Origin of the sequence: Micromonospora sp. L5 (genome assembly GCF_000177655.2) — a bacterium.
In the GTDB taxonomy this organism is placed as follows: Bacteria; Actinomycetota; Actinomycetes; order Mycobacteriales; family Micromonosporaceae; genus Micromonospora; species Micromonospora aurantiaca.
In genome coordinates this window covers 2,061,386-2,084,264 of record NC_014815.1, presented here as the reverse complement: position 1 = coordinate 2,084,264, position 22,879 = coordinate 2,061,386, and the positions used below count along the sequence as shown (strand labels likewise).

Genomic DNA, 22,879 nt, shown 5'->3' with positions numbered 1-22,879 from the left:
CGTGTTCGTGACCGGCCTGGTTCTGGCCGCCGGGGCCTCGGTGCGCCTCGGCGAGGCCAAACAACTGCTGCCGTACCGCGGGCGGACGCTGCTCGACGCCACCCTCGACCTGGCCCGCTCGTGTGCCTTCGACCAGGTGCTGGTGACCCTCGGCGGCGCCGCCGACCTGGTCCGCGAGCGGGTGGACCTCACCGGGGTCCAGGTCGTCGAGAACGCCGAGTTCAGCACTGGTTGCGGATCGTCGGTCCGCGCCGCGTCGCAGGCGGTGGACCCGCGCGCCGACGGGCTCGTGCTCCTGCTCGGCGACCAGCCCGGCGTACGGGCCGCCGACGTACGCCGGGTCGCGGCGGCGACCACCCCGCTCGCGGTGTGCCGGTACGCCGACGGCCTGGGGCACCCGTTCTGGTTCGCTCGTGACGTCCTGCCGGAGCTGCGTGTCCTGCACGGTGACAAGGCGGTGTGGAAACTGCTGCACTCCGGCCGGCACCCGGTCACGGAGGTACCGGTGGACGGGCCGGTGCCGATCGACGTGGACACCCGCGCGGACTACCGGCGGTTGCTCTCGGGCGAGGCGCGGTGAAGGATCCGCAGGCCGTGCGGCGCCGGCTGGACGCCGTCGACTACCTGGCCGACGACGGCATGGCGATGGCCGTCTTCCTCGCGCTGGAGCTGGGCAAGCCGCTGCTGCTCGAGGGCGAGCCCGGCGTCGGCAAGACCGCGGCGGCGAAGGCGCTGGCGCGGGCGCTGGACACGACACTGATCCGGTTGCAGTGCTACGAGGGCCTGACCCCCGGCGAGGCGCTGTACGAATGGAACTACCAGCGGCAGTTGCTCGCCATCCGGCTGGCCGAGGCCCGGCACGCCTCGCTCACCGACGCCGACCTGTTCGCCGCGGAGTTCCTCCAGGAACGGCCGATCCTGCGGGCGGTACGCCACCCGGGGCCGGTCCCGCCGGTGCTGCTGATCGACGAGATCGACCGGGCCGACGACGAGTTCGAGGCGCTGCTGTTCGAGTTCCTCGGCGAGTCCGGGATCACCATCCCCGAGCTGGGTACGTTCACCGCGACCACGCCGCCGGTCGTGGTGCTCACCTCCAACCGCAGCCGCGACCTGCACGACGCACTGCGCCGCCGCTGCCTGTACCACTGGATCGACTTCCCGCAGATGGACCGCGCCACCGAGATCGTCCGGCGGGCCGTGCCGGGCGCCACCGAAGGGCTGATCCGCACGGCGACCGCCTTCGTCGGCGACGTACGCGCCCTCGGCCTGGACAAGGCACCCGGCATGGCCGAGGCCATCGACTGGGTCGCCGCGCTGTCAGTGCTCGGCGCCGCCGACCTCTCCGCCGACGACGTCGTCCGGACCATCGGCACCATCGCCAAGACCCCCGACGACCGCGCCGCCGTCGCCGCCGCGCTCGGCGCACACCAGGAGAGGCCGGCATGAAGATCACCAACGAGTTCACAGTCGACGTTCCGATCGCGCGGGCGTGGGCGATCCTCACCGACCTGGAGGGCATCGCACCGTGCCTGCCGGGCGCCCGGCTGACCGGCGTCGACGGCGACGTCCACCAGGGCACGGTGAAGGTCAAGGTCGGTCCGGTCGTCTCCGAGTTCGCCGGCACCGCACGTTTCGTCGAGAAGGACGACAGTCGCTATCGGGGGGTGATCGACGCGAAGGGCCGCGACCGGCGGTCGGCGGCCAACGCGTCCGCGCTGGTCACCGCCCAACTTCGGCCGGACGATCAGCGCACCGTCGTCAGCGTGGACACCGATCTGAAGATCTCGGGGCGGCTGGCCCAGTTCGGCAGCGGCATGATCAAGGAGGTGTCGGGCAAGCTGCTCGCCCAGTTCGTCGCCAACCTCGAGGCGAGGCTGGCGGCCGAGAGGACCGGCGACAGCACGGCCGGCGACCCGCACGAGGCCACCGCGCCTGACGCATCCGAGCCCGCACCCGCAGTCGCCGCCGTGACCGGCCCCGACGCCTCCGCGGCTCGCACCCTCGCGGCCGAGGCGGCAGCGCCCGACACCGCCTCGCCCTCGTCCGCCACGCCGCCCGGGTCCGCCGTGGCCGGCACCCCCGTGGCCGCCTCGGCGTCCACCGGTCGACCGGATGCCGGCAGCAGCGCCGAATCGGAGACGCTGGACCTGCTCGGCGTCGCCGGTGGTGCCGTCGTCAAGCGCCTCGTGCCGGTGCTCGTCGGGATCGTCGTCGTCGGTGCGGTGATCGCCTGGTGGGTCGCACGCCGGTGAGGCACGGTCTGCTGCGCGGCGTCGACCGCGCGGCCTTCGCGACGGCGTTCGCCGACCGGTTGCGGCGGGCCGGCGTACCCGCCGGGCTCACCGAGGCCGGTGACTTCGTCCGGGCGCTCGGCGTGTGGACACTCGGGGAGACGACCGCGCTCTACTGGGCCGCCCGGATCAGCTTCGTGCGGCGGCACGCCGACCTCGCCGCCTTCGACAGCGTCTTCGCCGCTGTGTTCGCCGACGCGCCGCCGCTGCCGCTCACCCGGTCGGCGGCCCCGCCGGGCGCTCAGGACGACGTACACCTGCCGGTGCCCGCCGACACCGACGCCACCGGCGACGGTGGTGGGCTGCCGTGGGCGACGTTGCCGGCGCCCGTCGCCGAGGCGGAGCCCTCCGATGCCGGGGTGCGGCTGCCCGAGCGACGGCCCAGCGCCCTCGCCGGACTCGCCGACCGGCCGTTCGAGGACCTCGACGACGCCCAGCTCGCACTGCTCGGCGAGGCCCTGCGCGAGGCCGTCGCGCGCTGGCCGTCCCGGCGCACCAGGCGGCACGCCGTAGGCCCGGCCGGGCGGCGGGTCGCGCTGCGTCCGACGATCGCCCGCGCCCGACGCACCGCGTGGGAGCCCGTCGAGGTCGTCCGCGAGCGGCCGCTACGCCGGCCGCGCCGGGTCGTGCTGCTGTGCGACGTCAGCGAGTCGATGCGGGCCCAGGCCCACGCGTACCTGCACCTGCTGCGGGCCTTCGCGATGACCACCGACGCGGAGGTGTTCGCCTTCGCCACGACGCTCACCCGGCTCACCGTCGCGCTGCGGCACACGTCGGCGTCCGCGGCGATCGCGCACGCCGGCGCCGCCATGACCGACCGTTTCGGGGGTACGCGCATCGCGACGAACCTGCGGGGCCTGCTCGCGTCCCCGCACGGCGACGCGGTTCGCGGGGCGGTGGTGCTGATCGGCTCGGACGGCTGGGACAGCGACCCGCCGGCCGAGCTCGCCGCCGTGATGGCACGGCTGAGCCGCCGCGCCCACCGGATCGTCTGGCTGAACCCGCGGGCCGGCGCCCCCGGCTTCGCTCCCCTGGTGGCGGGCATGGCCGCGGCCCTGCCCTACTGTGACCGGCTCCTGCCGGCCGCGACGTTCCGGGACCTGCTGGACGCCGCCGGTCAACTCCAGAGCGTCACGTGCACCGAGGGCCGGAAATGGTTCACCGCGACGCCCACGCCGCGCATCATCGCCTGAATCGCCCGGGGCGTCGACGCGAAGCGGCACAGCTCGGCTGCCACGGACGGAGTGCCGGGGGTGACGAGTACCAGCGAATGCCACACCGCCTCGGCCGTGGCGTGCGGCCCGGACAACGCCACGAGTTGACCGCCGCGGACGTCCGGCGCGACGGTGAACGACAGCGCGGGCGCGATCCCCCGGCCGCGCTGGGCCTCACCCAACGCCGCCGCGTGGCTCTGGAAGATCTGCTGCCGCTCCTCGGGTACGCCGAGCCGGCGCAGCATCGCCGGGACAGCGCCCAGCGTGTTGGTGGCCGAAGGCCCGAGCAGCCAGGTCTGGTCGCGCAACTGCCCCGGTGACGCCGGCACACCGGCCAGCGGATGATCCGGGCCGACGACGGTCACGAGCCGGTAGTTCATCATGGGCCGGCAGGAGATCGCCGGTTCGGCCACCGGCGGCAGCGGCCCCATCGCGATGTCCGCGGCCCGGGTCAGCAGCAGCGACTCGAAGGAGCCGGGGTCGCAGACGCTCAGCTCGATGTCGAGGTCGGCGGCGCGTCTGGCGAACAGCTCGATCAGTCTCGGCGCGGCGAACTCGGCGAACTCGCTGGACGCGGCGACCCGCAGCATCCGGCGGCCGTGTGCCGCCGAACTGACCTCCAGGACCGTACGGTCCTGCAGGCCCAGCATCTCGGCCGCGCGGCTGGCGAGCCGCAGCCCGCCGGGGGTGAAGGCCAGCCCCGCCGCCGTCCGGGTGAACAACTGGTCTCCGAACTCCCGCCGTAGCTGGCCGATGAGCAGCGAGACCGCCGACTCGGAGACCTCCAGCTGCGCGGCGGCCTGCTTGACGGACCCCAGCCGGACGACAGCGACGTAGGCCCGTAGCTGCGTCGGAGTCATCGGCGTCGACCCGCCCTTCTGCGGCGCCGTGGACTGCTGCGGGCAGCCCGCGGTGTACCCCGATCATTCCCCGCCGACTGCCCCGCCGCCAGGGACAGCGCACCTCGGGGCGATCCGGCCGGTACGCGGGGTGAGCGCCCGATCAGGCGTCGGCGTCGGTGAGCAGTCGGGCGGCCAGGGCGCGTACCTCGTCCTTGAGTTCGTCCGGTCGGTCGATCGTGAACGACCAGCCGAGCCCGGCGAGCATCTGTGCCGCACCGTCGAGCCGTTCGGCTCGGGCGGTGAGGCGCACTCCGCCGGGAACCTCGGTGAGCGTGCCGACCGAGGGCGGGATCCGTCGCTGCGCCTGCTCCAGGCTGGTGTGCAGCACCGCGGAGATGTCGTGCGCGTACGGCACTGCTGCCAGACCGGCGAGTACCTGCATGGTGGGATCGAAGCCGGCCGGGATGTCGAACCTGCCCGGGGCGGGGCGGGCCGTCCCGATGCGGTCGAGCCGGAACGTCCGTACGGCCCGGCGGTTGTGGTCGTGGCCGGTGACGTACCACCGGCCGGCGTGGAAGACCAGCCCGTACGGGTCGAGCCGGCGCTCGCCGGACTCGCCGCGCCAGGTGGTGTACGTGATGTTCACCGGTTGCTGATGTCGGGCCGCGTCGGCGAGCACCAGCAGCACCTCGATGCCGGCCGGGGCGGGCTTCCGGACCCGTGCGGTGAAGTCCACTGTCTCCAGCAGCGAATCGATCCGCCGGGCGAGGACGGCCGGCAGCACCCGGCGGATCTTCGCGGTCGCGCTCTCGGCGGCCGCGCCTTCGGCGGTGACCAGCCCGGCTCGGCCGGCGGCCACGAGCCCGAGCATGACGGCGACCGCCTCCTCGTCGGTGAGCATGAGTGGCGGCAGCTTGTATCCGGGCGCGAGCCGGTATCCGCCGTAGCGGCCGCGCCGGGCCTCGACCGGGATGCCCAGGTCGGCGAGGTGCGCGGCGTATCGGCGGACCGTGCGCTCGTCGACGCCCAGCCGACCGGCCAGGTCGGCGACGGTGAAGCCGCCGCCGGCCTGGAGGATCTCCAGCAACGCCAGTACGCGCGCGGTCGGCCGGGTCACAAATCCCCACTCCTAATCCGGGCGGAACCTGTCCGGTATTGATCGTAGCGTGCCAGGCATGACGACCTTCGTACTGGTTCCCGGGTTCTGGCTCGGCGCATGGGCCTGGCGCCCGGTCACCGCTGCCCTGCGCGGGCACGGCCACGAGGTGTATCCGCTGAGCCTGACCGGCCTGGGCGAGCGCGCCCACCTGGCCCGCCCGGACACCGACCTCGACGTCCACGTCACCGACGTGGTCAACCTGCTGCGCTACGAGGACCTGCACGACGTGGTGCTCGTCGGGCACAGCTACGCCGGCGCGGTCGTGACGACAGCCGTTGCCGACCGCATGACCGACCGCATCGCCCAACTGGTCTTCGTCGACACCGGCCCGCTGCCCGACGGGGCGGCGAACGACGACTTCAGCCCGCCCCCGGAGCGTGAACGCAACGCGGCGGTGGTCGCCGAACACGGCGACGGCTGGCGGCTGCCGCCCCCGCCGTGGGCCGAGCTGGCGGCGAGCGCAGAAGACGTGGATGACTCCGTCGTCGCGTTGCTCGATGAGCGGTCGGTGGCCCAGCCGTGGGCGACTGCCACCACCCCGGTGCGGCTCACCGGGGCGTGGGAGAAGCTGCCCCGCCTCGGCGTGCTGTCGAGCTTCACCGCCGAGCAGGCACGCGAGATGGCCGCCACCGTGCCGCTGTGCCGGCACATGGCCGGCGATTCGTGGCGGTACGAGGAACTGCCGACATGGCACTGGCCGATGCTCAGCCGGCCGGCCGAGCTGGCCCGGATCCTGCACGAAGCAAGGCCGACGGCATAGCCCGCGGTGCCCGGGCGACCGTACCCAGGTCACCCGGGCACCGGCACGGGGGAACCATCCCGTTTTCGGGTTCTCTCCCGGCCAGGCGGTCAGACGTCGAAGCGGAACCTAGACGGCAGGACCCGGTCGGCGAAGCAGTCCGTTGGCGACCAGCTCGACGGTCACCGCGACGGCGATCGCCTCGACGGCCAGGAGCGCGACCAGGACCAGTAGCTGGGCTGCCCCGGCCTGGACGGGTGTGCCGCCGCCGAGCAGCACGCCGACGAAGGCACCGGGGAGTGTGACCAGGCCGACGGTGCGTGTCTGGTCCAGCGCGGGCACCAGCGCCTGCCCCGCGCTGGGCCGGCAGATCTCCAGCGCCGCATCCCGCGGCACGAGGCCCAGCGCCAGTGCCGCCTCGTACTCGCCGTGGCGGTCGCGAAGCTCGTCCAACGCGCGGCGGCCCGCCAGGGAGGTGGCCGTCATCGCCCCGCCGATGAGGATTCCGGCGATCGGAACGACCGCGACCTCGGTCAGCGGCACCGCGCCGGAGGCCACGACGAGGGCGGAGGCCGGGAGCGCGCCGGCCGCGATCGGCGCCAGCACCGGCCAGCCGAGGCGAAGCGAGCTGACCCGGCGCGCGGAGGTCGCCGCCGCGACCAGGATCATCAGCGTGATGAACCCGGCGCTGGCCCACCACGACCGCAGGACGGCAGTGATGAGCAGCGCCACGGCGCACAACTGCACCACCGCGCGCAGCGCCGCCGTGGCGATGCCACGGGCGTGGCCGAGCCGGCCGGCCCGCACCGTTGCCACGGCGACGAGCACGAGAACGACGAGTACGGCGGCGAGCGCCGGACCCACCGCGACTGCACCTTGATCCATAGGGCCATTCGACCAGCCGGCGCTTGCTCAGATGTTGGAGCCGTCCGGCGGCAGGCCGGGCGGTGGCTGCGGGGATCCGCCCCGGCCGGCAGCCGGTGGACAGGACATGCCCAGGGTGTAGGCCGTCATGGACAGCGAGCCGTAGGCGTAGCCGTCGACGAGGACCTCGGTGTCGGGGGTGTCCGTGGCGGCGGCCAGACCGGCGAGGTACAACGCGGGGATGAAGTGATCCGGTGTCGGTACCGCACGGCGGAAGTCCCCGTGCGCGTCGAGGGTCGCGTACTCGCCCGGGTCGGTCAACATCCGGGCCTTGGCGTCCTCGTCGAAGCGTCGCGCCCAGTCGAAGCCGTCGTCGGCCAGCGCCCAGTCCATGCCGCGCAGGTTGTGCACGACGTTGCCGCTCGCCACGATCAGCACTCCACGCCGGCGCAGTGGAGCGAGCCGGGCGCCGAGTTGAAGGTGGTAGTCCATCGGCTTGTCGGCGTTGATGCTGAGCTGGACGACGGGAATCGTCGCGTCCGGAAAGGCGTGCATCAGCACCGACCAGGTGCCGTGGTCGATGCCCCAGCTGTCGACGTCCGCCCCGACCCAGGTCGGATGGACGACGTCACTGACCTCCTCAGCCAGTTCGGGCAGCCCCGGCGCCGGATACTGCACCTCGAACAGCTCCTGCGGAAACCCGTAGAAGTCGTGGATGGTCCTCGGCCGGGGCATCGCGGTGACGGCCGTGGCGTTGATGTACCAGTGGGCACTGACCACCAGGATCGCGCGGGGACGCGGCACCGCTGCGCCGAAGGCTCTCCACGCGGAGGTGTACCGGTTGACCTCGAGGGCGTTCATCGGGTTGCCGTGGCCCAGGAACGCCGCGGGCATCAACACATCCAGGGCCGGACGTACGTCTGAAGGCACGTGGACACGATAGTGCCGCCTCGCAGCGGTTCCGGCCTGAATCACGCTCCCCGGCGGATCGGTGATCGAGTCTCCCGGATCGTGGCTGCCGATCGCCGTGCGGCAGCCTGCCCATTCGGGCGGCTGCCGAGTGACTCCTGGCGATGGGACCATGATCGGGTGACGCCCTTCCGCATCGATGTGCCCGAAGCCGTCCTGGACGACCTGCGCGCTCGGCTTTCGCGGACGAGGCTCGCGCCGGCCGCCCCGGGAGAGCCGTGGGCCGCCGGCACCGACCCCGGGTACCTGGCAGATCTGGTGCGGTACTGGCTCGACGGATTCGACTGGCGTGCGGTCGAGCGTGCCCTCAATCGATACCCCCAGTTCGTCACCACGGTCCGAGGCACGCCGATCCACTTCGTTCATGTCCGCTCGGCATCGCCCGACGCCACGGCGCTGATCCTGACCCACGGCTGGCCCAGCACGTACACGGAGATGCTGCCCCTGGTGTCCCGGCTCGCAGACTTCGACCTCGTCATACCGAGCCTGCCGGGCTTCGTCTTCTCCGGACCACTCGCCGAGGGCCCGACGACCGAGGCGGCCGTCGCGGACGTGTGGGCCGAGCTGATGACCCGTCTGGGCTACGACCGCTTCGGCGCCTACGGTGGCGATGTCGGATCCGGCGTGTCGACGTGGCTCGGCGCCCGCCACGCAGATCGGGTCATCGGGGTCTTCTCGCAGCACATCAAGTTCCCGCCGGCGGACCGCAGGGGTGACCTCAGCCCGGCCGAGGAGGCGTTCATCGCCAAGCTCGACGCGAAGGCCCAAGATGACTGGGGCTACGGAATCGTCCAGGAGACACGGCCCGACACCCTTGCGGCCGCGCTGAGCGACTCGCCGTCCGGCCTGGCCGCATGGGTCATCGAGAAGTACCAGCGCTGGAGCGACTGTGGCGGCGACATCTCCCGCCGCTTCGGCTTCGACGAGCTGCTGACCACCGTGATGCTGTACTGGGTCACCAACTGCATCGGCACGTCCTTCCGCCCCTACCGTGACGACCACCTGGCCCCACACCTGCCGATGGTCACCGTGCCCGCCGGTATCACTGTCAGCGTCGAGGACGCCGGCCTGCCCCGGTCGTTCGCCGAACGCACCTACGCCAACCTCACCCACTGGCGCGAGCCCAGCGTCGGCGGCCACTTCCTCGCCCAGGAAGAGCCCGATCTGCTCGCTGCCGACCTGCGCGCCTTCTTCAACGCACTGCGGTGCTCCAGAAGCCCAACCGGCGACGTCGTCTAGATCGTTTCAACCATGGGACGAGTGGTCCAGATCCTCTCGAACGCTGCGCCACGCAGGCCACGACGCCGAGGCGGCCGACGTTGAACTGCGCGTCGGGGCCCTCAAGCGGTTGGGTGCGAGAGCGTCACGGCAACCACTGGTCCGATCGCGACGCTGAGCAGGTAGGCGAGGTTGAACAGACCCAGGGCTTCGGCCCGGTGGGAGGCGGACACGACGCCGGCCGCGTGCAGGGCGAGTACGCCTTGGCCGGTCGCGGCGGCCAAGGAGCCGAGCGTCATCGCCGCAAGCAGCAGCGGTACGGCGGTGGTGACCGCCGCCAGCAGCGGCGCGGTGGCGCCGGTGACGAGCAACGCGGCGGCCGCGACGCGGCGTGACACTCGCACGGATGCCGCGACCAGGAACCCGGAGCAGATGCCGCCGATCAGGTACGGCGCCAGCAGCACGGTCCCGCTCAGGGTGCCTGCCCATCCCGCGTGCTGTCGCAGCAGGTCCGGCGCGGCGTAGAGCAGGGCGAAGTTCCCCACCCCCAGCGCGAAGGCCAGCGCGCACGCCGCGAGGAACCGGCCGTTCCGTGCCACCGCAGCAGGCAGGAAGCCGTCCGGACGGACCTTCATCCAGAACACCAGCAGAGGCAGCAGTACGACGGTGGCCGGGCCGGCCACCAGCGGTCGGTGCGGAATGAGGACGGCAGCGGTGACCAGCATGGCCAGGATGGTCATCCCGAAGAAATCGAATGGCGCCGGCACCGCGTCCGCTGCGGTGGTGCCGCGGCGAGCCGCGGGCACGGCGAGTACCGCCAGCAGCGGCAACGCCAGCGCCACCTGCCACGACGAGAGGTCGGCGATCAGTGCCCCGGTCAGCGGACCGGTGGCCCCGACGACCGCCAGCGACGCGGCGACCACGCCCATCTGCCGGGCCGAGTCGGCCAGTTTCATCGCCGTCACGGTGAGTCCGGCGGACCCCAGTCCCTGCACCGCCGCACCGGCCACCATCGCCGGCACGCTCGGGATCAGCACGAGGAGGAGCGTCCCCGCGGCCACCAGCGCGGACGCGACGGTCAGGACCGCTCCTACGCCGCGACGGGCGAGCAGCGCCGCCAGCAGCGGCGTCCCCAACGCGATCCCCCAGCCGAAGGCGGTTACGCCGGCGGCCGCGGCCTGTTCCCCGCTACCCGTTGCGCGCGCCAGGTCGTCGAGCAGCAGTGCCGGTGCGGCAATCCCGAACGACAGCGGACCGGCCAGCAGGGCGAGCCAGGGTGTGGCCACCCGCCCTGGTGCGAGCTGCCTGGGACGGTGAGCGGCTCGGCGCCGCTGTAGCTGATCCATGTCGTTCCTCCGGTGTCGGCTCGGTTCAGCCTGCCCGGGGCTCCTTACCATCGACTGATGACCGGCTGACGTACGCGTCGGTGACCCCGCACCGCTTCTGGTGAGCAGACCCGCGGTCGGCGGACGTTCGCGGGGCGGGACAGCCGGCTGGCTAGTGTGAAGCGATGAGGTTCGGAGTGCTGGGCGACGTCGCGGTGTGGACGTCGGACGGCACTCCTGTCGCCGTGCCCGGCCTCAAAGTGCGTGGTCTGCTGGCTGACCTGCTGGTTCACGAGGGGCGCCCGGTGACCGCCGACCGGCTGATCGAAGATCTCTGGGGTGACGAGGCGCCCGGCAACGCGCTCGGGGCGCTCCAGACCAAGGTGTCGCAGTTGCGCCGCGCACTGGGGGCGGGCGAGGTGGGTGGCCGTGCGCTGGTCGAGTCCGGTGAAGCCGGCTACCGGCTGCGGACGCCGTCGGAATCGGTCGACGCCGGTCGCTTCGCCGCTCTGTTGCTACGTTCGAGCGCGCAGCGGGAGCCGGCTGTGCGGGCGGCGACGCTGACGGAGGCCCTGTCGCTCTGGCGCGGTTCCCCGTACGCCGACTTCAGTGACGAGCGATTCGTCCGCCAGGCGGTCGAGCGGCTCAACGACCAGCGCCTGACCGCGCTGGAGGAGCTGGCCGAGGCCCGGCTCGATCTTGGTGAGCACCACCTGCTCGCCGGGGAACTGAGCGACCTGGTCGCACGCCATCCGTGGCGTGAGCGACTACGGGCCGCGCACCTGCGCGCCCTGTACGGCTCGGGACGCCAGCATGAGGCGCTGTTCGCCTACGAGCAGTTCCGTCGGCAGGCGCGCGACGAACTCGGCATCGATCCCGGCAGGGAGTTGGTCGAGCTGCACGGGGCGATCCTGCGCCAGGATCCCGCTCTCCAGTCGCCGGCACCGGCGTCGACTCCGGCCCGAACCAACCTGCCGGCGCCTCTGTCGCCTGGTCCGTACGGTGGGCTGATCGGGCGCGACGCGGCCGTCGAGGCGGTGCGGGAGCGGCTGACGAACGAGCGGCTGGTGACCCTGACCGGTCTCGGTGGGGTGGGAAAGAGCAGGCTGGCGATCGAGGCCGCCCGTGCGCTGGGTGACACGTTCCCCGCTGGAGTGTGGCTCGTCGAGCTGGCCGGCCAGCCGTACTGCGGCGACCACGCGACCTGCACCGAGATCGTCGACATGGTGGCGGCGACGCTCGAGATCCGGGACGACGGTCCGCCCGGCCTGCCCGGGGACCGACCACCGCGCGAGCCGATGGACCGGCTGGTCACCGCGCTGCGGGGTCGGCGAATGCTGTTGCTGCTCGACAACTGCGAACACGTGGTGGCGCCGGTCGCTCGACTGACCGAGAAACTCCTCGGAGCCGCGGCCGACCTGCGCATCCTGGCGACGAGCCGCGAGCCGCTCGGGATCCCCGGCGAAGTCGTCTTTCCGGTGCCGCCGCTTGGCCTGCCGGAGCCCGGAGCCGGCGCGCGGCAGATCGCCGAGGCTCCGGCGGTTCGGATCTTCGTAGCCCGCGCCCGCGCCACCGAGCCGGGGTTCACCGTCGATCAGCGGAACGCGGACGCGGTCGCCGTCATCTGCCGGCGTCTCGACGGCGTACCGCTGGCGCTGGAACTGGCCGCGTCCCGTCTGGCCGTTCTCGACCCGGGCGAGCTGGCGGCACGGCTCGACGATCGCTTCCGGCTGCTGTCATCCGGCCGGCGCACCGCGCCCCCGCGTCAGCAGGGGCTTCGCGCCGTGATCGACTGGAGTTGGGAGTTGCTGTCGCCTCCCGAACGCGCGGTGCTGCGCCGGCTTGCGGTCTTCGCCGACGGCGCCACCCTGGCCGCCGCCGAGCAGGTGTGCGGTGGCGGGCAGGTGGCATCGGACGAGGTCCTCGATGTGCTGGCACGCCTGATCGACCGATCGCTGGTCATGGTGCGGCACGACGAGAGTCCGCGACGTTTTCGCCTACCGGAGACGGTGGCTGCCTACGGTCTGGAACAGCTCGGCAGCGCCGCCGAACTGCCCGAAACTCGTCGCCGTTACGTCACGTGTTTCGCCCGTCTCGCCGAGCAGGCCGCCGGACGGCTACGTGGTCACGATCAGAGTCGTGCGCTGCGCGAGCTCGACGCCGAGAACGCAAACCTCCGGGCGGCACTCGACGTCGCCGCCACCGACGGTCAGGCCCGCGTGGGCTTGGCGCTCGCCACCTCGTTGTCCTGGTACCGGCTTCTCCGGGGTCGATTCGGAGAGGTGAGCCGGTCACTGCGAACGGCGTTGGACATCGTCCCGAGGAGCGAGGACGACGTCGCACCGGACGGCCTGCGGCGACATGCGGAGATGTGGCTGACCGCTCTCGCCACCCGGGACGGCGATCCGACCGCTCCCCGGCAGCGGATCCTGGAGAGCTACCAGGACACCGAGGGGCCGGAGAAGGCGTTCGCGCAGTGGTTGTTCGCCTTCATGATGCTCGGCTCCGGAGATCCGGGCGAGGCCGCCGTCCTGGTCGACGCGGCGCTGGCGGCGTTCCGCGCCGGCGGGGACCGGTGGGGCATCGCTGCCGCCTGTGCCATCCGAGCGGACCTCGCGCTCGTACTCCGCAGCGACCTGCCCGCCGCGCAGCGTGACTGCGAGACCAGCCGGTCGCTGTTCGAGCAGGTGGGCGACCGCTGGGGACAGGTGCATCCGACGAGCCTGCTGGGAACCCTGGCCGAGATCCACGGCGACTACGATCGCGCCGCCACGCGCTACCGGGAGGCGCTGCGCATCGCCGAACACCTGCGACTGTGGACGTCGGTGTCCCGGCAGTTGGCATGCATCGGCCGGCTCGCCATCTTGAGGGGCGACCTCGACGAGGCCGCCGTCAGTCACGACCGCGCGCTACAGGTGGCGCAGGAACAGTCGAGCCGCTCAGCCGCCGCCTTCGCCGGCACGGGCCTGGCGATGATCGCGCGACGGCGGGGCGACCTCGACGCCGCCGAGACCCAGCAGCGAAACCTCCTCGACTGGAACCGCCGCGCCGGCTTCCTGCCGGGCTGCGCGCTCGCGCTGGCCGAGTTGGGATTCATCGCGGAGCACCGCGGTGATGCTGTCCTCGCCGAGCGCCACCACCGTGAGTCGCTCGACGCGGCGCGCGCCACCGGGGATCAACGGGCGGTCGCCCTGGCTCTCGAGGGCCTGGCCGGGGCCATCAGTCTCGGCGGTGACAGTCGCACCGCCGCGCGGCTGCTCGCCGCGTCGCGGACGCTGCGCGAGGCCGCCGGAGCGCCGCTTCCTTCCGGGGAGCAACATGACGTCCAGCGCATCACCGTCCGCCTCCGGGAGGCGCTCGGCAGCGACGAACTCGCCGCCGAAATGAGCCGCGGCGCGCAGCTCGACCTCGACGAACAGCCGTTCAGCGGCGTCGGTAAGGGGATGGTCAGCGAACGGTAAGCCTGATCGGCACGGTTGACCGAGAACCGAGCCGACCCCAGGAGGCACCATGCACACCGATGCCAGGATCGCCGTCATCTACTACTCCGCCACCGGCACTGTGCACCGGCTCGCGCAGGCATTTGTCGACGGAGCCGCCGACGCCGGCGCGGAGGTCCGCCTGCGCCGGGTGGCAGAGTTGGCACCGGAGCACGTCATCGATGCCAAGCCGCAGTGGCGAGCCCACCTCGACGCCACTGCCGACATCCCGGTCGCCACCCTGGACGACCTTCGGTGGGCCAACGGGTACGCCTTCGGCACGCCGACCCGTTTCGGGAACATCTGCTCCCAGCTGCGCCAGTTTCTCGACACCACGACCGTCCCGTGGCAGGCGGAGGAACTGGCCGACAAGCCGGCGACCGGCTTCACGGCCACCTATGAGGAACACGGCGGCCAGGAGGCAACCCTGCTCAGCCTCTACCAGACCTTCCACCACTGGGGGTCGATCATCCTCCCCACGGGCTACCTGAACTACGACACCGCTCACGCCGCCGGCGGAAACCCGTACGGCGTCAGCCTGGTGGAGAGCCGCGCCAGCCGGGATCCCGAGTACGTCAAAGCTGTCCTCGAGACGGCCTGCTTCCAGGGCGCACGCCTGACCCGGATGGCAGCCGCTGTCGCCGCCGCCCGCGCGGACAGCCGGTTCGGGTGAGGCCCGGCGGCGGGAGCAGTACGATCTACTACTCGCCGGTTGGGCCGCCTGCCAGTTCTGCCACGATGTCCAGGTGCCCGAGGTGGCGGGCGTACTCCTGCACGAGGTGGAACAGCACCCGCTCCAGCGACGCCGGGTCGGCGCCGTCCCAACGCTCACCGGGCGCGCCGATCGCGTCGAGGTCGCTGCCCTCCACCACCGCCCGCGTGTGCCGGCCCTGCGCGCGCAGCGCGGCCAGCAGGTCGGCCCGGGTCTCCTCCGGCCCGACGAACCACCGCTCGTCTCGCCGGTCACCCCACGGGTCGCCGACCTCGCGCCCCTGGAATCCCCACTCGATCCAGCGCAGCTCCACGTACCGCAGGTGCTTGACCAGTTCCAGCGGCGTCCACCCGGACGGCAGCGCGCTGCAGCGCACGTCGTCCTCGGACAGCGCGAGCACCTTCGCCACCACCGTGTCCCGGAAGTAGTCGAGGTAGCGCAGGAACACCTCCGTACGACCGGCGGCCGGGACGGTGGGTGCGGGAAACTCGATGGTCATCCGACCAGTATCCGCAGGCCCAAGTGGGCCGCGCACCATACGAGCCAGTGTCGCGGGTGGCTGCGGCGGACGTCAGACGGCCTCTTCGCCAACGGTTCCTACACTCGGCTGGTGCCGGAACCGCGATTCGAGATGGTGATCGCCCACGTCTTCGACGTCACGGGCCGCCCACTGATCGTGTCCGGGTCTTGTAGTCCGACCGACCTGCGCCAAGGCGACATGGTAGAGGTTCTGTGTGGCGGCTACGTCGTGGCCGCAACCCGCGCCTACGTTGAGCTGCACTCGCCTCCCGGTACCGCGTCTCTCGTACTGCCTGACGTGGCAGCGTCTGACGTAGAGCCAGGCTATGTCCTTCGAGCTCTCGGGCAGCACTGAGGCCGACAGCGGAAGTCGCGCCGACCGCTTCGGTGTGCACTCTCAGCGAGCCGGTCGGATCAGGCTCGATACGAGGTCAGGCGCCCTGTTGGTGTTCTGCTCGGCCTGGTTCGGCTGGCACGGTTGCTGTACTTCGCTGCTGTACTACCGGCATGAGGTGGCCGGTTTCCCTGGTCCAGCCGAGGAAGCGACGGTGCAGCACGCCGGCCGGCGTCCAGGGCATGTCCTCGGTGGCCTGGACGAGGTAGGCACCGAGGTAGAGGGCCAGCGACACCGGAGCGTCCTCGTACTCCGCGCGCAGCTCGCGCTTGCGGGTCGGGCACGGCCATGGCAGGTCGCAGCCACCGCAGCTCCAGAGCGGCATGACCGGGCCGTGGGTGGTCACCGCACCCCCTCCAGGAACCGCGCGGTGTCCGCCCGCGCCTGCCGGCTCGTCGCCCATTCCACCTGCCAGCACGGGTACGGAGTCAGCCGCGCCCACCACGCCCGGCACCCGGCACACATGCCGTCGAGCCCTCGTACGTGAACCGCGACGATCGCCTGTTCCTGCTCACTGGTCACTGCTCACCCTCCCGACGGCCAGTGGCCACGATTGATCGGAATCCGATGCCGGACGCGGCACGGGAGGTCGTCTCCGCAGCGGCAGATGCGCCGCCAGAGCCGCCACGACCACACCGGCCGATGCCGTCGGGCAAGAGTCAGCGCGGTGGCAGAAAGGTATTCGTCGTACGAGACGCGCCGCTCTCGCGACATCGATGTGTCCCCGGCGCCCGCCGGGGCCTGTTGCCCGCCTCGCGCCTGGTCCAGCAACCGCCGCCGGGCGATGTCCTGCTCCATCATCTGGATGCGCTGCCCGACGCCGTACGCCGTCGGAATCGACGGGAGGTGCCGGCCTACGAGTCGCCGCAGGAGCCCGATAGGCACCGTCATCTTCTGGCCCTCCGTGATGAGAGCACGAAGGGGCACCTACTGATGTGCCTCGATCCGCGCCCGGTTCAGTGAGGTCCAGCGTCGCGCCGCGCGCGTCTACGATCCAGAAGGTGACTGTCCGCTAACCAGGTGTGCTGTCCGCTGTTGATCGTCGGCTCGGCGCATACTCGACGCACAGTTCACGGAACATCGCGGCCTCGGGCACTCCGAGATCCTCGACCTTGGCCAGCAGTTCCGCGGCTCGCCACCAGTTCGACGGCACCACTCGCCCGGATGCCACGGCCTGCGCCCCGAGCGCAACCGCTTCGTCCGGCTGACCGGCCGCGACGAGGGCAAGTCCGAGGTCGAGACGCGCCGATGCCGACCGGCGTGGCCGCGCTCCCCCATCGCCGTGCGGATCCAGATCGGCCACTACGGCCCGAGCCACCTGCTCGGCGCCCGGGTCACCGGCCCACGCCAAAGTCGTGGCCGTGTAGGCGGCGGCCTTGGCAGGGTCGTAGCGATAGTGATGCTCGGCTCGCTCGGGAACGGGAAGATTCGCCGCCGATCGCTCTACCCGGTCCAGCGTTCGTCGGGTGGCAGCAACGTCTCCGATGCGAGCCCATGCACGGGCCTCCTGAGCAGTCGCCTGAATCCTGGCAGAGCTGCCCTGAGGTGCAACCCGTTGAGCTTGCTGGGAAAGATCGAGTGCTGAACGGTAGTCACCTTGTGTCAACACGTCCCAAGCCCGCGTCTCCAGACACCACGCCTGAATTTCGGGATGCTCAGCATGTTCAGCAAGGTCACGAGCAGCTCGCAGATGAGCAGCCGCAGCATTCCGCTGCCGCAGGTCGATGTGAACCGTGGCCCGCAGCACCGCCAACCAACCGCCGGCAACCAACAGCCGACGCTGTTGAGCAAGCGTTACCCGTCCGTCGAGCAGCCGCACCACATAGGAGAGGTGCCGCCGCACCAACGGCAACAGATCCGCCGGTGCCATCGTCGGATAGGAGCTGGCGAGGTCGTCAACGCCCTGCTCGATCCGTTCGAGCATGTCGTTGCTGACATCACTGGCGGCGACTCTCGCTCGCAACTCGCCGGCCTCGGCCGCATGGTCGATCGGCGCATCGACCAGCCGAGCAAGCACTCCCCCGGCGTCGAGAATCCGGTCCAGGTGGCGCGCTGTGTCGACCGTCGGAGCCTTGAGCCCTGCCTCCAACTCGTGCAGATGGCTCTTACTCCGATGAGCGAGTTGCCCGAGAGACCGAAGCGACAGGCCACGCCGCTCCCGAAACTCACGCAGAGCTACCCCAAAGCGCGGATCGACGGACGAGGCCATAGCGCCGCTCCCAAGCTCAAGAGGCCAAGCGAATCAGCCGGCCGCCACCACATCGACGGTACCCCGACTCTCCGCACGCGGATGCCCACGCTGCTCACTTCTCGGGGAAGGGGCTTTGGCCCACGGCACCCGTGGGGTCAAATAGTGATCTCTTCGGTGTGAAATGTCGGCGAGCCGGTCGGATCAGGCTCGATACCAGGTCAGGTGCCCTGTTGGTGTGCTGCTCGGCCTGGTTCGGCTTGCACGGCTGCTGTACTTCGCTGCTGTACTGCTGGCGTTAGATCAGGCGTTGGATGCGGACCTTGGGGCGCTCGTTTCTGAGGTGGCCTTGCTTGTGCTGGCGGACCTGTTCCTCCCAGACCTCCTGGTCGTAGTCCAGGTCTGGCGGGGTCCACTTGTGGGAGCCGTCGCTGTAGTGGAACTTCTCGTCGCCAGGCTGAAGGATGCTCATCGGGTCCACCCGAGGAAGCGGTGGTGCAGGTGGCCGGCGGGGACGTGGGCCAGGTCCTGGGCGGCGTCAACGAGCTGGGCGGCCAGGTAGAGGGCGAGCCTCCTGGCTGCCTCCCCTCGCCCGCCTGACGCAGGTACCTGCTCGCCGGCCCGGCCGCTCGTCCGCCTCCGCGTCGTCGGCTGGGCTGCCTCTCGCGGTTAGAAGGCGCAGGTGTTGAGCATGTCCTGCAGTGCTGACTTCTCGGAGGATTGAAGCGTCAGGCCCCAGTTGTACTTCACGGTGATCCACATCTTGCTGTAGGTGCAGCGGTACGACGTCAGGGACGGCTGCCACGTCGAGGGGTCCTGGTCGCCTTTGGACTGGTTGACGTTGTCGGTGACCGCGATCAGCTGCGGGCGCGTCAGGTCGTTGGCGAAGCTCTGCCGACGGCTCGTCGTCCATGAGTCGGCCCCTGACCGCCACGCCTCCGCCAGGGGCACGACATGGTCGATGTCGACATCAGAGGCGGCGGACCAGGTCGCACCGTCATAGGGGCTGTACCAGCGGCCGGACGTAGCGGCGCAGGAGCTGTTGACCACAACGGACGTGCCGTCGCGCTTGAGGACCTGCTCGCGGGTGTTGCAGGTGCCGGTGATGGTGATCCAGTGGGGGAACAGGTCCCGCGAGTAGCCGGCCATCGAGCCCTGCGCTGCCACTGTCATGGCGTTGAGCTGCGACTGCGCCGTCGCCTTGGACGGGATGCCCGGAGGCGTAGCCGAAGCCGACTGTCCGCTCACGACGGCGAGAGCGGCACCCACGACAGTGGCGACAGTGATCGCGGCGGCACGCCGCCTGGAACGCGGGATGGGGATAACGGGCGCGATCGGCATGGCTGCCGCCTTTCGTCAAGGAGGGAACAGCAACCTTCCCCGACGATCATGTCAATCGATGAGCATGCGTGTAAAGAACAGCTGGCCGGTTATCGAACAGCCGGCCGCCATCTCGCGACCCGACGGCCTCGACCCCTCGCTTGTAAGTTCTGGGCGTCCTGTCCGGCAGGGTCCGTCGGCGTCCCTGGCCTCGGGCCAACCGTCCGGCGTCGTCCCTTACTGGGTGGTTGTGTCCACGCCGGTTGCTGTCACCGTTGCTGTCGACATCTACGGCAGGCTTCCGGCTGACCGTCAGGCATAGTTAGTGGCAACCTCTGAAGTGACCCCCTGAAGCCGGACACCTCCTGACTTGGCATTCTGCCGAGGAGGAGGAAACGCTGTGGCTCGACAGAGCAAGTACCCCGAGGAGTTCCGGCGCCAGGCCGCGGCATTGGTGCTCGACTCCGGTCGCCCGATCCGTGACGTCGGTCGGGAGTTGGGCGTCAACCACGAGACGCTGCGCAACTGGGTCGACCGGCTGCGGCAGGAGCGCGACGGCGGCCGGCCCAGCGACCTGGCCGCTGACGAGCGGGCCGAGCTGATCCGGTTGCGGCGCCAGGTCGCCCAGCTGGAACTGGAGAAGGAGATCCTGAAAAAAGCCGCGGTCTTCTTCGCACGCGAGACGGAGCGGTGAACCGTGCCGACGTGTACCGGTTCATCGACGCGGAGAAGACCACCTACCCGGTCCGTCTGCTCTGCCGGCTCCTCGGCGTCGGCCACAGCGCCTTCTACCAGTGGTTACGCGCCGGCCGGCAACGCGCCACCGACAGAGAACGCCACGACCACGCCCGGGTCGAGCTGACCCGGCAGGCCTGGTCGGAGCACCGCGGCGTCTACGGCGCCCGCCGGCTGACCGCAGAGCTGCACGAGCGCGGCCACCGCTGGAACCGCAAAGCGGTAGCGAGGCTGATGCGCCTGGCCGGCATCGAGGGCGCCCACCGGCGCCGACGCGGCAAGCCCCGCCGCAAAGCCGCCTCGACCGCGACCGCCCCGGACCTGGTCCAGCGGCAGTTCAGCACGACCGCACCGAACCGGCTCTGGGTCGCCGACATCTCTTACCTACGCACCTGGGAAGGCTTCCTCTACCTCGCGGTCGTGGTCGACGCCTACTCCCGCCGCGTCGTCGGGTGGGCAATGGCCGATCACCTGCGCACCGAGCTGATCCTCGACGCCGTCGGCATGGCCATCCAGCACCGCCGACCCGCCCGCGAGCAGCTGGTTCACCACTCCGACCGCGGAACCCAGTACACCTCGTTCGAGTTCGGCCGCACCCTGCGCTCCTGCGGCGTCCTGGCCTCAATGGGTTCGGTCGCCGACTGCTACGACAACGCCATGGCCGAGTCGTTCTTCGCCACCCTCAAGACCGAGTTGGTCTACACCCGGGCCTGGCCATCGCGGCATGAACTGGAGATGGAGGTGTTCTCCTACATCGAGGGCTTCTACAACCCTCGCCGTCGGCACAGCCGTCTGGGTAACGTCAGCCCCGACACCTACGAGAAGCTCCACCAAGAGTCCCTGACAGACATCGAGGTGTCCGGCCGATAGGGGTCACTTCACTCCGTCACGCACGTCCCGAGACCCGACAGGCTGGCAGCCGTCCGGGCCTCGCCCTGAAAGGATGACGGCATGGACCGCTTCGAGGGCCGGTGCTGGCTGGACTGGTGGGCGAACTCGTCCACTCTGCTCGACAGCGTCGAGGTGGCCGTCGTGATCGCCGCCGCTACCGGCGGCTGGGAGGCGAATGGTCGCCTGGTCAGCGACAGCGACGAAGACCGCGAGGCGTTTGCATTCCTGTGCGAACTCGACCCCGTCTTCGCGCTGCGATTCGAAGACGAGAGCGTTGTCGCCGTCACCGTTCATCCCACGGATGCGCATCGCCGCTTCAGGCTCACCGAGTACACCGGTCCGGTCCAGCGATCGGTCGTCAACCGCATCGCTCTGTAGGCAACGCCGAGCCTGATTGGCTCGACGGCAGTTTCACGGCACGTTGACGTGTCGGCACCCGGTGCTACTCCGGCCCTCATCGCCACGCCAGCGCGGCTTCCTACCGGATCGCTGGACTCGACGCCGGAGATGCCGGGCGGCCTTCCTGCCGCTGATGCGGGCCACGCCCCGTCGGCTCTCGATCCCACCGGCCGATATACCGGCTCTCCGAATCCGTTGAGCGGCCCAGCACGACCTTTGCCTGCCGTCCAAGACCCAGGCGTCCGACGCCACCCTCCCCCTGCCCGACATCTGCCTAACGGCCCTGAAACTGCGGAGCGAACAACGCGACGAGGCGAGAGCAGCCGCCGGCAAGGCGTGGCACGAAACCGACCTCGTCTTCACCACCCGCTACGGCACACCCGATCGAGCCCCGCAACCTCCAACGCTCCTGGCAGACGCGGTGCGACAAGGCAGGCGTCAAGCCGATCACCGTCCACGACGCCCGGCGCACCTGCGCCACGCTCCTGGCCGACCTCGACGTCCATCCCAGAGTCGCCATGCAGGTGCTCAGGCACGCCCGCTTCTCCGTAACGATGGAGATCTACACGCAGGTCACATCGACAAAGACGAGAGAAGCGCTCAAGCGCCTCGGCGACTCCCTGAGCCGCTGACGAGAACTGCTGTACAAAGCTGCTGTACGCAACCAGAAAGGCCACCTCCCGAAGCCGGGAAGTGGCCTTTGACCTGCGTGGGCGATACTGGGATCGAACCAGTGACCTCTTCGGTGTGAACGAAGCGCTCTCCCGCTGAGCTAATCGCCCTCAGCGCGCATGACTCTACCCGATCACCCGCCTGGACCAAAAACCGGGCCTCAGTGCGTCGCGAGGTAGTGCAGCGCCTCCGCCACCACGTCGATGCCGAAGCTGTACTTGAGCGACAGCCACACCACCACCGACACGAACGCGAGCCCGACCGCGCCGAGCACGAACCGCACGCCCAGCGACCGCATCTTCACCCAGCGCGTCCAGGAGTTGACGTGCCGGCGGGTGAAAGCGAGCAGCCGTCGCGCCCAGTGGAACTCGACCGCCCAGACGCCGAGGCCGGCGATGACCAGCAGCCAGCCGGGCCCTGGTAGCGGGATCAGCGCGATGCCGACTGTGACGACGATGGCGCCGAGGATGCCGATGAAGATCTTCAGGGCGACGCGGCCGGTGGGGTTGGCGCGGATGAGGTCGAGCGTGGTGTGCAGGCGTCCGCGCCAGCCCCGTCGCCGCCGGCGCTGCTCCATGAGAGCGCCTTGCGACCGCCCTTCCACCGGCACCTCGTACCCCCGACTTTCGGCTGCTCGGGCCGCACCTTTCGGCGATTCGGCCGTGGTCCGCGACGTCACCGAGGAGCCCCTCGTGACCATTTCCACCCCCAGTGTCGCGCGGGACCGTCACCCCTGCTCACGACTGGACGTTACCGGAGTAAGTCGACGACTGAACCACCCGTTGCCGGGCGGAACGACGGAGTGGGCGGAACCGGAAATTCTACGCGGGGCCAGGTGGTCCCGAGGGCTTTCGGAACCCCTTCCCACCACTGGGTGAAGTCAGCGTATGGCGGAGCGTAGCCAGGAGCAGCACCTGAGTATGGGAAAAGCGGGACACGCGCGTTCCGC

At 70.7% G+C, this 22,879-nt stretch carries 23 protein-coding genes, 1 tRNA gene and 1 pseudogene; 12 read left to right on the top strand and 13 right to left on the bottom strand.

All coding sequences use genetic code 11. The annotated features are described in order from the left end of the window. Positions 1-7: 7 nt before the first annotated feature. From ML5_RS10130 to ML5_RS10115, 4 genes are read left to right on the top strand one after another with little or no spacing between them, the layout of a single operon-like run. On the top strand, positions 8-580 hold the full coding sequence (locus ML5_RS10130; protein ID WP_236619391.1) for an NTP transferase domain-containing protein: 573 nt from the start codon (positions 8-10) through the stop codon (positions 578-580). Further along, complete coding sequence (locus ML5_RS10125; protein ID WP_013474605.1) at positions 577-1,446, top strand: MoxR family ATPase; 870 nt, start codon at positions 577-579, stop codon at positions 1,444-1,446. The genes ML5_RS10130 and ML5_RS10125 overlap by 4 nt, the downstream gene beginning before the upstream one ends. After that, positions 1,443-2,252: an SRPBCC family protein gene (locus ML5_RS10120; RefSeq protein ID WP_013474604.1), complete on the top strand. Its 810-nt coding sequence runs from the start codon at positions 1,443-1,445 to the stop codon at positions 2,250-2,252. Before ML5_RS10125 ends, ML5_RS10120 begins: the two co-directional genes overlap by 4 nt. Further along, on the top strand, positions 2,249-3,484 hold the full coding sequence (locus tag ML5_RS10115) for a VWA domain-containing protein (RefSeq protein ID WP_013474603.1): 1,236 nt from the start codon (positions 2,249-2,251) through the stop codon (positions 3,482-3,484). The genes ML5_RS10120 and ML5_RS10115 overlap by 4 nt, the downstream gene beginning before the upstream one ends. On the opposite strand, the gene ML5_RS10110 is transcribed toward ML5_RS10115, so the two are convergent. Beyond that, the gene (locus ML5_RS10110; protein ID WP_013474602.1) at positions 3,409-4,365 is read right to left on the bottom strand and encodes a LysR family transcriptional regulator; all 957 of its coding nucleotides are present in this window, start codon (positions 4,363-4,365) and stop codon (positions 3,409-3,411) included. The two genes, ML5_RS10115 and ML5_RS10110, sit on opposite strands and share 76 nt — an antisense overlap. Positions 4,366-4,507: 142 nt before the next feature. Then, complete coding sequence (locus ML5_RS10105; RefSeq protein WP_013474601.1) at positions 4,508-5,464, bottom strand: YafY family protein; 957 nt, start codon at positions 5,462-5,464, stop codon at positions 4,508-4,510. A gap of 58 nt (positions 5,465-5,522) precedes the next feature. On the opposite strand from ML5_RS10105, the gene ML5_RS10100 reads away from it, so the two are divergent. Then, positions 5,523-6,266, top strand: a complete 744-nt coding sequence (locus tag ML5_RS10100; RefSeq protein WP_013474600.1) for an alpha/beta fold hydrolase — start codon at positions 5,523-5,525, stop codon at positions 6,264-6,266. 108 nt (positions 6,267-6,374) lie between these two features. On the opposite strand, the gene ML5_RS10095 is transcribed toward ML5_RS10100, so the two are convergent. Together ML5_RS10095 and ygiD are read right to left on the bottom strand one after the other, a co-directional pair. Further along, positions 6,375-7,130, bottom strand: a complete 756-nt coding sequence (locus ML5_RS10095) for an ABC transporter permease (protein ID WP_041784169.1) — start codon at positions 7,128-7,130, stop codon at positions 6,375-6,377. Between the two features lie 27 nt (positions 7,131-7,157). Then, positions 7,158-8,039 carry a 4,5-DOPA dioxygenase extradiol gene (gene ygiD, locus ML5_RS10090; protein WP_236619390.1) on the bottom strand — a complete coding sequence of 294 codons (882 nt, stop codon included), beginning with the start codon at positions 8,037-8,039 and terminating at the stop codon, positions 7,158-7,160. Between the two features lie 159 nt (positions 8,040-8,198). Here ygiD and ML5_RS10085 point away from each other — a divergent pair, with 159 nt between their 5' ends. Further along, the gene (locus tag ML5_RS10085) at positions 8,199-9,317 is read left to right on the top strand and encodes an epoxide hydrolase family protein (RefSeq protein ID WP_013474597.1); all 1,119 of its coding nucleotides are present in this window, start codon (positions 8,199-8,201) and stop codon (positions 9,315-9,317) included. A 101-nt stretch (positions 9,318-9,418) separates the two neighbouring features. On the opposite strand, the gene ML5_RS10080 is transcribed toward ML5_RS10085, so the two are convergent. Further along, complete coding sequence (locus tag ML5_RS10080; protein WP_236619389.1) at positions 9,419-10,582, bottom strand: MFS transporter; 1,164 nt, start codon at positions 10,580-10,582, stop codon at positions 9,419-9,421. 224 nt (positions 10,583-10,806) lie between these two features. On the opposite strand from ML5_RS10080, the gene ML5_RS10075 reads away from it, so the two are divergent. Then, positions 10,807-14,082 carry a BTAD domain-containing putative transcriptional regulator gene (locus tag ML5_RS10075; RefSeq protein WP_236619388.1) on the top strand — a complete coding sequence of 1,092 codons (3,276 nt, stop codon included), beginning with the start codon at positions 10,807-10,809 and terminating at the stop codon, positions 14,080-14,082. A 49-nt stretch (positions 14,083-14,131) separates the two neighbouring features. Further along, entirely contained in the window at positions 14,132-14,773 is a 642-nt protein-coding gene (gene wrbA, locus ML5_RS10070; protein ID WP_013474595.1) for an NAD(P)H:quinone oxidoreductase, read from the top strand. 28 nt (positions 14,774-14,801) lie between these two features. Here the strand turns inward: wrbA and ML5_RS10065 are convergent, their stop codons facing one another. From ML5_RS10065 to ML5_RS10040, 6 genes are all read right to left on the bottom strand, one after another. After that, a complete protein-coding gene (locus ML5_RS10065; RefSeq protein ID WP_013474594.1) occupies positions 14,802-15,311 on the bottom strand; it encodes a DinB family protein in 510 nt (169 codons plus the stop codon). Between the two features lie 451 nt (positions 15,312-15,762). Beyond that, positions 15,763-16,071 (bottom strand): hypothetical protein, encoded by a 309-nt coding sequence (locus tag ML5_RS10060; protein ID WP_013474593.1) that lies wholly within the window; start codon positions 16,069-16,071, stop codon positions 15,763-15,765. Further along, complete coding sequence (locus ML5_RS10055; RefSeq protein ID WP_013474592.1) at positions 16,068-16,247, bottom strand: hypothetical protein; 180 nt, start codon at positions 16,245-16,247, stop codon at positions 16,068-16,070. Before ML5_RS10055 ends, ML5_RS10060 begins: the two co-directional genes overlap by 4 nt. Before the next feature lie 490 nt (positions 16,248-16,737). Continuing rightward, positions 16,738-17,934: a helix-turn-helix transcriptional regulator gene (locus ML5_RS31470; protein ID WP_013474590.1), complete on the bottom strand. Its 1,197-nt coding sequence runs from the start codon at positions 17,932-17,934 to the stop codon at positions 16,738-16,740. A 277-nt stretch (positions 17,935-18,211) separates the two neighbouring features. Further along, on the bottom strand, positions 18,212-18,385 hold the full coding sequence (locus ML5_RS32310) for a hypothetical protein (protein ID WP_013285068.1): 174 nt from the start codon (positions 18,383-18,385) through the stop codon (positions 18,212-18,214). Positions 18,386-18,582: 197 nt separating this feature from the next. Further along, positions 18,583-19,254: an HNH endonuclease family protein gene (locus tag ML5_RS10040; RefSeq protein WP_013474589.1), complete on the bottom strand. Its 672-nt coding sequence runs from the start codon at positions 19,252-19,254 to the stop codon at positions 18,583-18,585. A gap of 379 nt (positions 19,255-19,633) precedes the next feature. On the opposite strand from ML5_RS10040, the gene ML5_RS10035 reads away from it, so the two are divergent. The 4 genes and pseudogenes from ML5_RS10035 to ML5_RS31460 form a co-directional block, all read left to right on the top strand. Beyond that, positions 19,634-19,927 (top strand): transposase, encoded by a 294-nt coding sequence (locus ML5_RS10035; protein WP_013289208.1) that lies wholly within the window; start codon positions 19,634-19,636, stop codon positions 19,925-19,927. Continuing rightward, positions 19,924-20,838 (top strand): IS3 family transposase, encoded by a 915-nt coding sequence (locus ML5_RS10030; protein WP_013289209.1) that lies wholly within the window; start codon positions 19,924-19,926, stop codon positions 20,836-20,838. The genes ML5_RS10035 and ML5_RS10030 overlap by 4 nt, the downstream gene beginning before the upstream one ends. Positions 20,839-20,919: 81 nt before the next feature. Next, entirely contained in the window at positions 20,920-21,237 is a 318-nt protein-coding gene (locus ML5_RS10025) for a hypothetical protein (protein ID WP_013474588.1), read from the top strand. Between the two features lie 247 nt (positions 21,238-21,484). Further along, a pseudogene (locus ML5_RS31460) lies at positions 21,485-21,890 on the top strand (tyrosine-type recombinase/integrase); the annotation flags it as partial. Positions 21,891-21,968: 78 nt separating this feature from the next. Here the strand turns inward: ML5_RS31460 and ML5_RS10020 are convergent. Beyond that, positions 21,969-22,040 (bottom strand) — tRNA-Val (locus ML5_RS10020). A 50-nt stretch (positions 22,041-22,090) separates the two neighbouring features. Continuing rightward, entirely contained in the window at positions 22,091-22,630 is a 540-nt protein-coding gene (locus ML5_RS10015; protein WP_187690206.1) for a TIGR02611 family protein, read from the bottom strand. Positions 22,631-22,879 lie beyond the last annotated feature (249 nt).

Coding starts and splice junctions, on each gene's coding strand:
- ML5_RS10095 (WP_041784169.1), bottom strand. CDS start 7,130: ATGGATCAAGGTGCAGTCGCGGTGGGTCCGGCGCTCGCCGCCGTACTC.
- ML5_RS10025 (WP_013474588.1), top strand. CDS start 20,920: ATGGACCGCTTCGAGGGCCGGTGCTGGCTGGACTGGTGGGCGAACTCG.
- ML5_RS10075 (WP_236619388.1), top strand. CDS start 10,807: ATGAGGTTCGGAGTGCTGGGCGACGTCGCGGTGTGGACGTCGGACGGC.
- ML5_RS10040 (WP_013474589.1), bottom strand. CDS start 19,254: ATGCCGATCGCGCCCGTTATCCCCATCCCGCGTTCCAGGCGGCGTGCC.
- ML5_RS10100 (WP_013474600.1), top strand. CDS start 5,523: ATGACGACCTTCGTACTGGTTCCCGGGTTCTGGCTCGGCGCATGGGCC.
- ML5_RS10015 (WP_187690206.1), bottom strand. CDS start 22,630: ATGGTCACGAGGGGCTCCTCGGTGACGTCGCGGACCACGGCCGAATCG.
- ML5_RS10120 (WP_013474604.1), top strand. CDS start 1,443: ATGAAGATCACCAACGAGTTCACAGTCGACGTTCCGATCGCGCGGGCG.
- ML5_RS32310 (WP_013285068.1), bottom strand. CDS start 18,385: ATGAGCATCCTTCAGCCTGGCGACGAGAAGTTCCACTACAGCGACGGC.
- ML5_RS31470 (WP_013474590.1), bottom strand. CDS start 17,934: ATGGCCTCGTCCGTCGATCCGCGCTTTGGGGTAGCTCTGCGTGAGTTT.
- wrbA (WP_013474595.1), top strand. CDS start 14,132: ATGCACACCGATGCCAGGATCGCCGTCATCTACTACTCCGCCACCGGC.
- ML5_RS10065 (WP_013474594.1), bottom strand. CDS start 15,311: ATGACCATCGAGTTTCCCGCACCCACCGTCCCGGCCGCCGGTCGTACG.
- ML5_RS10110 (WP_013474602.1), bottom strand. CDS start 4,365: ATGACTCCGACGCAGCTACGGGCCTACGTCGCTGTCGTCCGGCTGGGG.